This window comes from Micromonospora sp. CNZ322, from assembly GCF_007827755.1.
Genome location: NZ_VITD01000002.1, coordinates 360,642 through 374,097, shown reverse-complemented (window position 1 = coordinate 374,097; position 13,456 = coordinate 360,642). Strand labels below are relative to the sequence as shown.

The 13,456-nt window shown below is 71.9% G+C and carries 13 protein-coding genes and 1 riboswitch; of the genes, 2 read left to right on the top strand and 11 right to left on the bottom strand.

From position 1 onward, the window contains the following. Position 1: 1 nt before the first annotated feature. On the bottom strand, positions 2–1,303 hold the full coding sequence (locus FB453_RS06725) for a chorismate-binding protein (protein ID WP_145788374.1): 1,302 nt from the start codon (positions 1,301–1,303) through the stop codon (positions 2–4). Positions 1,304–1,426: 123 nt separating this feature from the next. Between FB453_RS06725 and FB453_RS06720 the strand changes: the two genes are divergently transcribed. Next, complete coding sequence (locus FB453_RS06720; protein WP_007460326.1) at positions 1,427–1,627, top strand: DUF5999 family protein; 201 nt, start codon at positions 1,427–1,429, stop codon at positions 1,625–1,627. Positions 1,628–1,777: 150 nt separating this feature from the next. On the opposite strand, the gene gcvP is transcribed toward FB453_RS06720, so the two are convergent. The 3 genes from gcvP to FB453_RS06705 form a co-directional block, all read right to left on the bottom strand. Continuing rightward, the gene (gcvP, locus tag FB453_RS06715) at positions 1,778–4,600 is read right to left on the bottom strand and encodes an aminomethyl-transferring glycine dehydrogenase (RefSeq protein ID WP_145788372.1); all 2,823 of its coding nucleotides are present in this window, start codon (positions 4,598–4,600) and stop codon (positions 1,778–1,780) included. A gap of 73 nt (positions 4,601–4,673) precedes the next feature. Beyond that, a riboswitch (glycine riboswitch) is annotated at positions 4,674–4,772 on the bottom strand. A gap of 84 nt (positions 4,773–4,856) precedes the next feature. Beyond that, positions 4,857–5,699: an NAD-dependent protein deacetylase gene (locus FB453_RS06710; protein WP_145788370.1), complete on the bottom strand. Its 843-nt coding sequence runs from the start codon at positions 5,697–5,699 to the stop codon at positions 4,857–4,859. A gap of 99 nt (positions 5,700–5,798) precedes the next feature. After that, the gene (locus FB453_RS06705; RefSeq protein WP_145788367.1) at positions 5,799–6,866 is read right to left on the bottom strand and encodes a MerR family transcriptional regulator; all 1,068 of its coding nucleotides are present in this window, start codon (positions 6,864–6,866) and stop codon (positions 5,799–5,801) included. A 119-nt stretch (positions 6,867–6,985) separates the two neighbouring features. On the opposite strand from FB453_RS06705, the gene FB453_RS06700 reads away from it, so the two are divergent. Beyond that, a complete protein-coding gene (locus FB453_RS06700; RefSeq protein ID WP_091397990.1) occupies positions 6,986–7,642 on the top strand; it encodes an NAD(P)H-binding protein in 657 nt (218 codons plus the stop codon). A gap of 25 nt (positions 7,643–7,667) precedes the next feature. Here FB453_RS06700 and FB453_RS06695 read toward each other — a convergent pair whose 3' ends face one another. From FB453_RS06695 to ftsR, 7 genes are all read right to left on the bottom strand, one after another. Then, on the bottom strand, positions 7,668–8,627 hold the full coding sequence (locus FB453_RS06695) for a class I SAM-dependent methyltransferase (protein ID WP_222431319.1): 960 nt from the start codon (positions 8,625–8,627) through the stop codon (positions 7,668–7,670). 114 nt (positions 8,628–8,741) lie between these two features. Then, positions 8,742–9,437 (bottom strand): DivIVA domain-containing protein, encoded by a 696-nt coding sequence (locus FB453_RS06690; RefSeq protein WP_091397983.1) that lies wholly within the window; start codon positions 9,435–9,437, stop codon positions 8,742–8,744. Between the two features lie 52 nt (positions 9,438–9,489). After that, positions 9,490–10,671, bottom strand: a complete 1,182-nt coding sequence (locus FB453_RS06685; protein WP_145788365.1) for a globin domain-containing protein — start codon at positions 10,669–10,671, stop codon at positions 9,490–9,492. A 2-nt stretch (positions 10,672–10,673) separates the two neighbouring features. Beyond that, complete coding sequence (locus tag FB453_RS06680; RefSeq protein WP_145788363.1) at positions 10,674–11,072, bottom strand: group I truncated hemoglobin; 399 nt, start codon at positions 11,070–11,072, stop codon at positions 10,674–10,676. Between the two features lie 259 nt (positions 11,073–11,331). Beyond that, a complete protein-coding gene (locus FB453_RS06675) occupies positions 11,332–11,928 on the bottom strand; it encodes a MerR family transcriptional regulator (protein ID WP_145788361.1) in 597 nt (198 codons plus the stop codon). 159 nt (positions 11,929–12,087) lie between these two features. Then, positions 12,088–12,552, bottom strand: coding sequence for a bifunctional nuclease family protein (locus FB453_RS06670; RefSeq protein ID WP_030327706.1), 465 nt, complete (start codon positions 12,550–12,552; stop codon positions 12,088–12,090). A 185-nt stretch (positions 12,553–12,737) separates the two neighbouring features. Then, complete coding sequence (gene ftsR / locus FB453_RS06665; protein WP_181518541.1) at positions 12,738–13,439, bottom strand: transcriptional regulator FtsR; 702 nt, start codon at positions 13,437–13,439, stop codon at positions 12,738–12,740. Positions 13,440–13,456 lie beyond the last annotated feature (17 nt).

Genomic DNA, 13,456 nt, shown 5'->3' with positions numbered 1-13,456 from the left:
GTCAGCGCCCGGCCAGGGTGGCGCGGATCGGGGTGGTCTTCGCGGCGGCCTCGGCGACCTCGGCGTGTGCGTCGCTGTCCCAGGTGATGCCGCCGCCGGCCCAGGTGTGCAGCCGCTGGCCGTCGGCGGCGGCGGTGCGAATGGTCAGGCCCAGGTCGACGTGGCCCGGGGCGACCCAGCCCAGCGCGCCCATGCTGGCGCCCCGCCCGACCGGTTCGAGGGCGCTGATCTGGGTCAGGGCGGCGAGTTTCGGGGCGCCGGTGACGGAGCCGCCGGGGCAGGTGGCGCGCAGCAGGTCGGCGAGGCCGAGGCCGTCGGCGGCGGCGGCGCGGACTGTCGACTCGGCCTGCCACAGGTCGCACCAGCGGCGCACGGCGAACAGTTCGTCGACGGTGACGGTGCCGGTGCGGGCGATGCGGGCGAGGTCGTTGCGTTCCAGGTCGACGATCATGATGTGTTCGGCGCGTTCCTTCGCGCTGGCGAGCAGTTCGGCGCGGCCGGTGGCGGTGGCCGGGCGGGTGCCCTTGATCGGGCGGGTGATCACCTGCCCGTCGGTGACCTCGACGAGGGTTTCCGGGGAGGCGCAGCCGATGGCCCAGCCGTCGCCGGTGAGGACGCCGCCGTAGCGGGCGCCGGGGAGCGCGCCGAGACGGCTCAGGGCCGGCAGCGGGTCGCCGGTGTAGGGGGCGGCGGCGTGGCCGACGAGGTTGCTCTGGTAGACGTCGCCGCGGCCGATGGCGGCGCGGACCGCGTCGACGGCGGCGGCGTGCTGGCCGGGGGTCCAGCTCTCGACCCACTCGCCGAGCCACCACGGCGGCGGCGGGCCGGGCCGGGCGACAGGGGTGGGGCCGTGCTCGTAGACGACGACGGCGAGGTCGGGCAGGGCCGGTGCGGGTTCGGGCGCCCGGGTGGGTGCGCCGGCCAGCAGCGCCCCGGCGGCGGCGGACAGGTACAGCGCCGCGCCGCAGACCCCGGTGCCGTGCTGGCCGGTGGAGGGTCGCGTCAGGTCGTGCACGGGTAGGCCATGCGCCGCGAGGAACTCCTCGGCGAGGGCCGCGGGGTCGCCGCCGTCGCCGAGGGACCAGTGCAGGCGGGCGCGTTCGGTCAGCGCTCCCCGGCACGCGGCCGGCGCGGCGGGTACATCGATCGACGCAGCAGGGCCGCGGTGGGCGGCCAACGCCGCCGGGCCGCTGTCCGCGGCCAAGCCAGCCTGGCCGCTGTCCGCGGCCAAGCCAGCCTGGCCGCTGCCCGCGGCACACACCTGTGGGAGCGTTTCCACGCCGTACGGTCCAACCTTCCTCATCCGTTCAGTGGATTTCCCGTGCACCAGGCGGGCACCTGCTCGATGCTGGACACTTTCGCTTGGTACTGTGCGTCACTGGTCATGTGAACCATGACACAGTGCCCCCACAGTCCGGAGAACCCGATGTGCCAGCACCAACCGACCTGCCCCTCCGCTGAAGCCACCGACCGGGAAGCCGCGCGGGTCCTCGCCTGCTTCCGTGAGCAGGGCTGGAGCCTGCTCTGCAACGGTGTCATCGTCTTCGAGGACACCGGCGAGCTGCTTCCCGACGGCAGCAGCATCGCACCGCACCGCGGCCCCGCCCGCCACGCTCTCGTGGCCTGACCGACCACTCAGCGTCACCGTTTAGCCGCCGTCGACCCAGGCTAGTCCCCCGGTAAGGGACGTCCCCGCCCAGGTCGCAGCGGCTGCCGGGGCAGGCCGTACCGCCCGCCCCGGCGCGCCGTCGTCAGTCCTCGACCGGCTGCGGCGTCGTCAGTCCTCGAACGCCTCCGGCGACGGGCACGAGCAGACCAGGTTCCGGTCGCCGTACGCGCCGTCGATGCGCCGCACCGGCGGCCAGTACTTCCCGGCCCGGTCCACCCCGGCCGGGTACGCGCCCACCGACCGCGGGTACGCGTGTGACCACTCGTCACCGCTGACCATCGCCGCGGTGTGCGGCGCGTTGGCCAGGGGGTTGTCCCCCGCCGGCCACGCCCCGGAACCCACCTGCTCGATCTCCGCGCGGATCGCGATCATCGCGTCACAGAACCGGTCCAGCTCGGCCAGGTCCTCGCTCTCGGTCGGCTCCACCATCAGCGTCCCCGCCACCGGGAACGACATCGTCGGCGCGTGGAAGCCGTAGTCGATCAGCCGCTTCGCCACGTCGTCGACGCTCACCCCGGTCGCCTTCGTCAACGGCCGCAGGTCGAGGATGCACTCGTGGGCCACCAGGCCCTTGTTGCCGGCGTACAGCACCGGGAAGTGCCCTCGCAGTCGCGCCGCCACGTAGTTCGCCGCGAGGACCGCCACACCGGTGGCCCGGGTCAGCCCCTCGGCGCCCATCATCCGCAGGTACGCCCACGGGATCGGCAGGATCCCCGCCGACCCGTACTTCGCCGCCGAGATCGCCGGCGTGGCGTCCACGTGCGCGCCCAGCGGGTCACCGGGCAGGAACGGCGCCAGGTGCGCGCGGACCGCCACCGGGCCCACCCCGGGGCCACCGCCGCCGTGCGGGATGCAGAACGTCTTGTGCAGGTTCAGGTGCGACACGTCCGCGCCGAACTTGCCGGGCTTGGCGAACCCGACCAGGGCGTTGAGGTTCGCCCCGTCGACGTACACCTGCCCGCCGGCGTCGTGGACCTTCGCGCACAACGACGCGATGCCCGTCTCGTACACGCCGTGCGTGGACGGGTACGTCACCATGATCGCGGCGAGCGCGTCCCGGTGCTTGTCGATCTTCGCGTCCAGGTCGACGAGGTCGACGTTGCCGTCGTCGTCGCAGGCCACCACGACGACCCGCATGCCGGCCATCACCGCCGACGCCGCGTTCGTGCCGTGCGCCGATGACGGGATCAGGCACACGTCGCGGTGCGTCTCACCCCGCGACGCGTGGTACGAGCGGATCGCCAGCAACCCGGCCAGCTCGCCCTGCGAACCGGCGTTGGGCTGCACGCTCACCGCGTCGTAGCCGGTCACCTCGGCCAGCCACGACTCCAGCTGACCGATCATCTCCCGGTACCCGACGGTCTGCGCGTCCGGCGCGAACGGGTGGATGTTCGCGAACTCCGCCCAGCTGACCGGCTCCATCTCGGTGGTCGCGTTCAGCTTCATCGTGCACGACCCGAGCGGGATCATGCCCCGGTCCAGGGCGTAGTCGAAGTCCGACAGCCGCCGCAGGTAGCGCAGCATCGCCGTCTCCGAGTGGTGGCTGCGGAACACCGGGTGGGTGAGGAAGTCGCTGCCGCGCGTCAGGTCGACCGGCAGGGCCGTGTCCACGTCGCCGTCGAACGCGGGCACCCCGAACGCCGCCCACACCTGCGCCAGGTGCGCGTCGGTAGTGGTCTCGTCGCAGGACACCCCCACCCGGTCGGCGTCGACCAGCCGCAGGTTCACACCACGGTCCGCGGCGGCGGCCACCACCTCTGCGGCCCGCCCGGGCACGGTCGCGGTGACGGTGTCGAAGAACGCGGCGTCCGCGACGTCCACCCCGCCGGCGCGCAACCCGGCCGCGAGCCGCGCCGCCATCCGATGGGTACGCGTCGCGATGTCCCGCAGCCCGTCCGGGCCGTGGTAGACGGCGTACATGCCGGCCATCACCGCGAGCAGCACCTGCGCGGTGCAGATGTTGCTGGTCGCCTTCTCCCGGCGAATGTGCTGCTCACGGGTCTGCAACGCCAACCGGTAGGCCGGGTTGCCGTCCGCGTCGCGCGACACTCCGACCAGGCGCCCGGGCAGCATCCGCTCCAGGCCCGAGCGCACCGCCAGGTAACCGGCGTGCGGCCCACCGAAGCCCATCGGTACGCCGAAACGCTGGGTGGTGCCGGCGGCGATGTCCGCGCCGATCTCCCCCGGTGCGCGCAGCAGCGTCAACGCCAGCAGGTCCGCCGCCACGGTCACCAGAGCGCCGACGGCGTGCGCCGCCTCCACGAGGGCCGCGTGCTCGCGCACCGCCCCGGACGCCCCCGGGTACTGCAGGTGCAGGCCGAAGAACTCCGCCGGCAACTCGTCGCGCTGCACGTCGAGGACCCGCACGTCGATGCCGAGCGGCTCGGCCCGGCTGGTGATCACCGCGATGGTCTGCGGCAACGCGTCGGCGTCGACGACGTACACGCCGCTCTTGCTCTTGGAGGCCCGCCGCGCCAGGGTCATCGCCTCCGCCGCCGCGGTGCCCTCGTCGAGCATCGAGGCGTTCGCGGTGGTCAACCCGGTCAGGTCGGTGACCATGGTCTGGAAGTTCAGCAGCGCCTCCAGGCGGCCCTGGCTGATCTCCGGCTGGTACGGCGTGTACGCCGTGTACCAGGCCGGGTCCTCCAGCACGTTGCGGCGGATCACCGCCGGGGTGTGCGTGCCGTGGTACCCCAACCCGATCATGGAGACGGCGACGGTGTTACGTGCCGCGAGGGCCCGCAGCTCGGCGATCGTCTCGGCCTCGGTGGCCGGGTCGGGCAGGTCGAGGGTGCCGTGCCAGCGGATCACCTCGGGGATCGCGGCGTCCATCAGCTCGTCGATCGAGTCGTGCCCGACGACCTCCAGCATCCGACGCTCATCGTCGGGGCCGGGACCGATGTGACGGGTGGCGAACTGCTCTACGGTCATAGGGGGGCACTCCCGGGGCGAGGTCGACGTGTCGGCCTCCCCCTCTGTCGCACCCACAGGGCACTCCACAGTGCCTGCCCACGAGGTCCTTTTGCCTGAGAGGTTCCGGGGAGGATTTGCCCCTTCGGCGCCGCCCTGCGTGCTGTCGGGCGGTCTCTCCCACGTGGGTGTTACCGGCGTGGTCAACGCTACCAGCGTTGGTGTTTCCGGCGGATGTCCTACCCCCGGGCCAGGTGCCCGCCCGGGGCCCGGCCCGTCACACCCCCAGCGGTGCCCCGGCGCCGACCCGCGCGGCCAGCTGCTGCAGCACCGCGCCCAGCGGCGCGTCGACGCACACGGTGGCGTGGCCGTCACCCCGGGTCGGCCCCTGGTTGACGATCGCGACCGGGATGCCCCGTTTCGCGGCCCGAATCACGAACCGGCGACCCGACATCACCGTCAACGACGACCCGAGCACCAGCAACGACCGGGCCTGCTCCACGGCCGCGAAACACCGCGCCACCCGCTGCGCCGGCACCGTCTCACCGAAGAACACCACGTCCGGTTTCAGCATCCCGGTGCCGCAGATCCCGCAGTCCACCGGCCGAAACGCCGCCACCTGCTCATCGGGGAGATCAACATCACCGTCCGGGTTGACCGCGGCGACGCGGGCCACGAACTCCGGGTTGGCCTCGCGCAGCCGCCGGTGAAGCTCCTCCCGGGAGGTCAGGTTGCCGCAGTCCAGGCAGGTCACCTCGTCGAGGCGGCCGTGCAGCTCGATCACCGACGGGCTGCCGGCCGCACCGTGCAGACCGTCGACATTCTGGGTGATCACCGTGTCGACCAGCCCGGCCTGTTGCAGCCCGGACACCGCCCGGTGCCCGGCGTTGGGCGCCGCGCCCGCGATCAACCGCCAGCCCAGGTGGCTGCGCGCCCAGTAGCGCCGCCGGGCCAGGGGATCGCGGGTGAACGCCTGGAAGGTCATCGGCGTGTGCCGCCGCGCCACCCCGCTGGGCCCCCGGTAGTCCGGAATTCCCGACTCGGTGGACAGGCCGGCGCCGCTGAGCACCACCACCCCACCACCGGCCACCAGCGAGGTCAACGCGTCGAAGCTCTCCATCACCTCTCCATGCTGCCTCAACCGGTTCACCAACGCCGAGCCCCGCGCCGGGTGGGCGGCCCCACCCGGCGCGGGTGGCGTCGGCGGCGAAGACGACGGCTATACCGCGACGACGTCGGCGACGACGCACGCGATGTTGTCCGGCGCCCCCTCGGCCCGCGCCAGACCGATCAGCGCCCGCACCGTGTCCTCGGGATCGTCCGTCGCGGCCAACGCCGACCCCAGATCGGCCCGGTCGACGACCGCGGACAGCCCGTCGGAGCACAACAGGTACCGGTCACCCGGCAACGCGGTACGCAGCGCCAGATCCGCCTCGACCTGCCGACCGCCACCGAGGGCGCGCACCAGCACCGCGCGCTGCGGATGCGTCGCGGCCTGGTCCCGGTCGAGCCGCCCCTGATCAACCTGGGCCTGCACCCAGGTGTGATCCTGCGTGAGCAGCGACAGTTCACCGCCGCGCAGCAGGTAGGCCCGGGTGTCACCGACGTGCACCAGCGCCAGCCGGGAACCGCTGAGCAGCAGCGCGGTCAGCGTGGTGACCGGCTGGTCGGTGTCGGTGGCCAACCCCTGCACGGCGCGGTCGGCGTCGCTCACCGCGCTGGCCAGCATCGTCAGCAGGTCGGCGGCCGGCACGTCGGTGAACGCCAACGGCTTCAGGGCGTCGACGGCGGCGGCGCTGGCGGCCGCACCGCCGGGCCCCCGCATACCGTCGGCCACGGCGAGCAACCGCTCGCCGGCGTACGCGGTGTCCTCGTTGCTGTCGCGCACCAGCCCGGTGTCACAACCGGCGGCGCAGCGGACGGCAACTGTGGGATTCGGGTCGGACATGGTGGCGCCCCCTTCAGACAGGTGGTCCACGAGGAGGGTGGCGAGCCGGGCACGCGCCGCGGTGTCGGCGCTGACCTGCCGCCAGTACGCGGTGACCGCCTCAGCCGCCGCCGCGGGCTCCAAGCCGCACACGACCCGGATCGTCGCCAGCGGCATACCGAGCCGACGCAACTGGGCGACCAGCCGAGCCACCGGCAGCTGAGCCGGGTCGTAGAGCCGGTAACCGGACTCCGGATCGACAGCGGCCGGCACCAGCAGCCCAACCTGGTCGTACAGGCGCAACGCCTTCGGTGTCAGCCTCGCCGCCCGGGCGAACGCCCCGATGGTCATCAGCCCCACGTCGACATCCTCCTCGCGCCGGTCACGGCGACCGGCACCCGCCAGGCTCAGGGTTGCCCGAAGGTCAAGGTCAAGCCGGTGACACCGCCTGCACCCCGCGGCGCCGGTAGGTTGGGCGCATGCGCGTTGTCATCGCCGGAGGCCACGGCAAGATCGCCCTACTGTTGCAACGCCACCTCGTCGGGCGCGGCGACACCGCCGTCGGCCTCATCCGCAACCCCGAGCAGACCGCGACGCTGCGCGCCGCCGGCGCCACCCCCGTCGTCTGCGACCTGGAACACACCCCGCTCGAACAGGTGGCCGGGCACCTCGACGGCGCCGACGCGGTGGTCTTCGCCGCGGGCGCCGGCCCCGGCAGCGGCGCCGCCCGCAAGGACACCGTCGACCGGGCCGCCGCCGTGCTGCTCGCCGACGCCGCCACCCGCGCCGGCGTCCACCGCTACCTGCTCGTCTCCTCCATGGGCGTGGACACACCACCCGCCCCCGGCACCGACGACGTGTGGGCGGCGTACCTGCGCGCCAAACGCGCCGCCGAGGACGACCTGCGCGGCCGCGACCTGGCCTGGACGGTGCTGCGACCCGGCCGGCTCACCGACGACCCACCCACCGGGCGGGTCACCCTCACCCCACACGCCGGCCGTGGCGCGATCAGCCGCACCGACGTCGCCCACGTCCTCGCCGCCCTGCTCGACGAACCGGGGACCACCGGCGCGACACTGGAACTCGTCGACGGACCCACCCCGATCGCCGAGGCCGTCCGCGCCGCCGCCAGCTGACCACCCGCCGCGCCGACGGTTGCCCTCAGCCGCCCGGGCGGTGCGCGGCGACCAACACCGGCCCGCCGGGGACGGTCGGAAAACGCCGAACCTCACCCAACCCGGCCCCCGCCAGCACCTCCGCCATCCGGTCGGCGTCGAAGGCGTTGCCGCCGTTGCGGACGGCGTTCCACCGGTCGACGGCCGCCCGCAACGGGTCCCCGGCCGGCGGATTGGTGCCGGCCACCAGCCAGCCACCGGGTCGCAGCGCCTGCACCAGCCGGGGCAGCGCGAGCGCCAACGTCTGCTGGGGAAGAAACGGCGCCGGCACCCAGACCAGGTCGTATCCGCCCGGCTCGACCACCTCCGCGACGTCCTGCCGGCGCAAACTGATCCGGTCCGCGACGTCGGCCGCCTCGGCCAACTCCCCGCGGGCCAGGTCCAACGCCCGTTGCAGCACGTCGATACCCACCACCGACACCCGCGGCAACGCGCGGGCCAGGGCGACAGCCAACGCCGCGACACCGGTGCCCGCGTCCAGCACCCGGGCGTCAGCCGAATCCAAGCGCTCCGCCAGCCCCGCCAACTCGGGCACCACCCGGGTCGCCAACGCCCGGCCGGTCGCCGCCGACGCCCGGCCCTGGTGCAACAACACCTCGTCGTCCACCTGCGCCCAGCCGGCCCCGCCCCCGCCGGAAGGCTCCTGCGCCGCCGCGGCGACCGCCTGCCGCAGCGAACTCAACCGCGCCTGCACCGCGCTGCGCCCGGTCGGCCCGTCGGCAGGCACCAGCGACGGATGCGCGACCGGCGTCGCGCCGTCCCAGGACAGCAGACCGGCGGCCTCCAGCACCGCGCTGCGGTGCGGCGACGCCGCGAGGACCTCGGCGAGCGGGGCCGACAGGGCGTCACTCATGGTGCCGACCGCGGCCGCCAGCGCCCACGCCGATGCCTCCAACGCGGCCAGCGGGTCCGCTGACCCGCCGGACGGGGACGGTGATACCGACACGACGGCACCTCTCCCCGTGGCGGGCCACCGCTCAGCCCCGCCTGACCCCTCCGACTATGCCACCGCCGCCAGCGCACCGGGTGGGGTCCACGTCAGCGCACCCCACCCGGCGACTCAACGCTGCTGGTGCCGCGGCAACGCCGACTGGCCCACCACGCCACCCACGAACGGCGCCCCCGGCGTCTCCGCCGCGATCCGATCCATCGTGCGCGCCAACTGCTCACTGCCGTCGTCGAGATGCCGCGCCGCCGCCTGCATGTGCGACACCATCATCTCGCCGAAGATCCGCAACGCCTCCCGGGTCGCCACCGTGTCGTCGAAGCTCGGCCCCGCCGCGCTGCGGTACTCCGCCACCGCCCGCTCCGCCTCCTGCTTCGCCTCCGCCTCCGCCGCGTGCAGGTAACTCTCGTACTGCACCCGGGCGTACTCGGCGACCCGACGCGCGTAGTCATGGGCCTGCGCGATGATCTGCTCGGCCTCCCGTTGCGCCGCCGACAGCAGATTCACCTCCCGCGCCGCCGGGACCTTCGCCGCCGCGCCCGTACTCGGAATCACCCCGTGCCGGTGCAACTCCACCCGGTCGGTCAGCCGCTCGTTCTCCGCCCGCAACGTCGCGATCTGCGTCGCCAACAGGTCCAACTCGTCAGCGACCTGCACCCGGAACCGGTCCACGTCGGCGTTGTCGTAACCGCGCCGAGCGAACGACGCCGCACCGAACTCCCACCGCCGAACCCGGTCGGCGGTCATCCGCACCTGCACACCGCCGGAAACCTGCACCCCGTCATACCGACTGATCGGCGTCGCACTCACCTGTGCAGACCTCCGTTCGCGACCGCCGGGCTCGCAAGCTCACTGCTCGCGCTCACCTGTGCCCACCTCCCGAAGTGTCACCCGCAGCCGGTTGCTGCACCGCCGTCCGCCACGCCGGGCCGTACCACTGCGCGCCCAGGCCCTCGTGGTGCACCTGACCCGCGTGGTAACCCGCCTGCACCAACGTCCGCACCGCGTGCGACACCATCTCGTCCGACCCACACACGAACACGTGCCGGGATCGCCAGTCACCGTCGGCCAACGCCCGGTCCACCGCTTGGACGAACTCCCCCGGCCGGTGCACGTCGGCACCGACCACGTACGTCACCGTCAACCACGGATACGACGACGCCAACTTGTCCATCGCGTCGCTGTCGTAGAACTCGCTACGGGAGCGGGCCCCCACGTACAGGTCCACTCGCCGGCGGGAACCCTCCGCGGCCACCTGCTCCACCAACGCCTTCACCGGCGCCCAGCCAGTACCCGCAACCAACAGCAACAGGTCACTGGAGCCCGCCGACCGCAACCCCAGCCGGTCCCCCACCGGCGCCGCCAGGTGGATCCGATCCCCCACCGCCGACCCGTACACCAGCCGCGACGACACCGCGCCACCCGGCGCGGCCCGCACATGCAACTCCAACGTGCCGTCCGCGCGCGGCGCGTTCGCCGGCGAGTAGTACCGCCACGACCGCACCGACGGGTGCGACACACCGATCGACTGACCCGGCGTGAACGGCAACAGATACTGCGGACGCACCGTCAACACCGCCACGTCGAACGCCCGCCGCTCATGCGCCACGATCTCCGCCACCCACCACGGCGGATTGACCGCCTCAGCGGCCTGCGCGGCCTCCATCATCACCTGGGCGACCAACCCGTACGCGGCAGTCCAGTCCGCAGCCAACTCGTCGGTCCACTGCTCGGCGAGGAAATGCTGCAACGTCGCCACCAGCGCCTCACCGACCGCCGGATAGTGCTCCGCGCGGACCGCGAACTTGCGGTGATCCGCGCCGAGATCCTGCAGGAAACCCACCAGCCGATCCACCTGGTCCACGTTGGACACGATGTGACCCAACGCGGTCACGAGGCGGTCCCGCTGACCGGCCATGTTCGTGGGGAACATCTGCCGCGTCTCAGGATGAGCGAGGAACAACGTCGAGTAGAAGTAGAGCGGCACCTGGTCGCCATGACCGGCGACCACCGACCAGCTCTGCTTGAGGCGAGCCGCGTCCACGCTCAGGCGCCCGACCTGTTCCCGGCAGCCACCACCTGGCCCTGCACCTGCCCCAGCACTGTCTGCACGTCAGCGAGGATGTCCGCCGGCACCCCCAACTCGGTCAACGTCACCGTCAGGTGCTCGCCCACCTTTGCGTAGTGCTCCACCGTGATGTTCAACGGCTGGTGCGTCTCGGCCAACCCGCGACCCGTGTACTCGTTCGGGCCACCCAGCACCACCGTCAACATCAACGCCAGGTGCCGCCGCTGACCGGCCATGTCCACGTCAGCGAAGTAGCCCGCCAACTCCGGGTCCGCGAGCACCTTGTCGTAGAACAGCTCAACCGCCGCCTTGACCGAACTGGCACCGCCAATGCGGTCGTAGTGCGAGGCGGGAGCAGTCTCTTCCGTAACCGTCACGGTCGTTCCTTCCGGGGATGAAGGGTCCAGAACCGTGAGGGACCATAGCGTGTCGACCGCCTCCGGTCAGCGCCCCCCTATCGGATTCCCGACAAAACGACACCACGCTACGTAACCGCTACCGATGGGTATCTCCACAATCGGCCACCGAAACGACACCCACAGTATCCACAGTGGACCGCATCAGCCGAACAAACCCTGGAACCGTCACCGACGGTCGCGAGAAAACCAACCGGAAAAAACCCGGAAGCTGGAACGCTCAGCCGGCCCGCCGCCGCGCCCGCCGCGCCGCCAACTCGTCACCCACCGGATCCGGGCCCGACGCCACGGCCGGCTCCACCGGGCCGCTCGTCGCAGGCTCCGCCGGCAGATGCGACAACGACCCCTGGATCTCCTTGAAAGCCCCACCGATCGCGATGCCGAAGACCCCCTGGCCACCCTGCAACAGGTCGACCACCTCCTCCGGAGACCGGCACTCGTACACCGTCGTCCCATCAGAGATCAGCGTGATCCCCGCCAGATCCTCCACACCACGCGACCGCAACGCCTCGATCGCCTTACGGATGTTCTGCAGGGACACCCCCGCATCCAACAACCGCTTCACGACCTTCAACACCACCAGGTCCCGGAACGAATACAACCGCTGCGTCCCCGAACCCGAAGCATCACGAACGCTCGGCACCACCAGCGTCGTCCGCGCCCAGTAATCCAACTGCCGGTAACTGATGCCCACCGCGTGGCAGGCCGTCACACCCCGGTAGCCAACCGAACCGTCACCCTCAGCCGCCACACCTGGCGACGAGGCACCCGACTCGTCGAACTCTGCACCCGGATCGGAATCCCGCGGCTCGTGCATCCGGACAACCTCCCCGTCAGTGTGGCGACGCATCGTTTCCGGGACGCGCACCCCTCGACATGGAAACCCTATCGCCACCGTCAGGGGTTACCACGGAGGAACCGACGCGACACGCCGCGCAGCCACCGAGAAAGATCACCAACCGAACACGGGCACACCTCAGCCCGCGAAATCCTCCGGACGCACCTGCTCCAGGAACTCGCGGAACTTCTCCACCTCGTCCTCCTGCTCATCAGGGATAACGATCCCCGCCTCGCTGAGGACCTGCTCCGCACAACGAATCGGCGCACCAACCCGCAACGCCAACGCGATCGAATCGCTCGGCCGCGCCGACACCCGCACCCCATCGCCGATCAACAGATCCGCGTAGAAGACGTTCTCCTTCAGCTCGGTGATCTCCACCGCCTGCAAGGGCGCCTTCAACGCCGCCAACACATCCCGCAGAAGATCATGCGTCAACGGCCGGGCCGGCTTGACCCCCTGCTGCTCATAAGCGATAGCCGTGGCCTCGACCGCGCCGATCCAGATCGGCAGATAGCGGTCCCCCTCGACCTCCCTGAGCAGGACGATCGGCTGGTTGCTGGGCAGCTCCACCCGAACTCCGACCACGCTCAGCTCGCGCACCGCCGCCTCCGTGTCGTTGTCACCTACGCCGCACCGCGCCCTTCCCTGCACGGTACACGGACCGCAACACGGCCGTCCCATGCGCTACAGCACCACGCCCGCGCCGAAAAGGGGTTACCCCGGCAAGCCTACGGCACGCTTCCCGGGAGAGATCTTTCCGCTCAACCGCCACCCACCGGGCACCCTCACCGACCCAACGTCGACCGCAGCCCCACCCGCACCAACGCCGCGTGCAACTGCTCCGACAACGCCACCAACTCCCGCGCCGTCTCCGCCGCCCGCGCCCGCGCCGCCGGATCACTCTGCCGCGCCAACGGGGCCACCAACTGCGCGAACAAACCGACCTCCCGGTCCGCCGCCGTCCGATAACCCCGCAGGTGCCGCGGCTCCAACCCGTACGCCGCCAACCCCGCCACCGCCGACGCGATGATCAGAGCATCCGCGTCATACCACCCCGGCGGATCCGAGACCAGCACACCGAGCCGCTCCAACTCCACCAACGTCGACTCGTCGATCCCACTGCGCGCCACGAGATCCGCCCGGCCGAGCCGCACCTGCGACGACTCGGCCGGCTCCGCCAACTCACGACCCGGCACCGCACCATCGGGACCAACCGCCACCAACGCCGGCCGCGACCGCCCCGGCTGCTCACCGGACGAATCCCACTGGGCCAACTGCTCCCGGATCACCCGCAACGGCAGGTACTTGTCCCGCTGCGCGGTCAACACGAACCGCAACCGCGCCACATCGTCCCAGCTGTACTTCCGGTAACCCGCCGCCGTCCGCTGCGGCTCGACCAAACCCTCGGCCTCAAGAAACCGCAGCTTCGAAATCGTGGTATCCGGAAAATCCACCCGCAACTGCCCAAGCACCTCACCGATGCTCATCAGCGGCTCAGACCGAG

Bases quoted from the DNA above. Each gene is read 5' to 3' on its own strand.
- FB453_RS06725 (WP_145788374.1), bottom strand. From the start codon at position 1,303: ATGAGGAAGGTTGGACCGTACGGCGTGGAAACGCTCCCACAGGTGTGT.
- FB453_RS06720 (WP_007460326.1), top strand. From the start codon at position 1,427: ATGTGCCAGCACCAACCGACCTGCCCCTCCGCTGAAGCCACCGACCGG.
- gcvP (WP_145788372.1), bottom strand. From the start codon at position 4,600: ATGACCGTAGAGCAGTTCGCCACCCGTCACATCGGTCCCGGCCCCGAC.
- FB453_RS06710 (WP_145788370.1), bottom strand. From the start codon at position 5,699: ATGGAGAGCTTCGACGCGTTGACCTCGCTGGTGGCCGGTGGTGGGGTG.
- FB453_RS06700 (WP_091397990.1), top strand. From the start codon at position 6,986: ATGCGCGTTGTCATCGCCGGAGGCCACGGCAAGATCGCCCTACTGTTG.
- FB453_RS06675 (WP_145788361.1), bottom strand. From the start codon at position 11,928: ATGCACGAGCCGCGGGATTCCGATCCGGGTGCAGAGTTCGACGAGTCG.
- ftsR (WP_181518541.1), bottom strand. From the start codon at position 13,439: ATGAGCATCGGTGAGGTGCTTGGGCAGTTGCGGGTGGATTTTCCGGAT.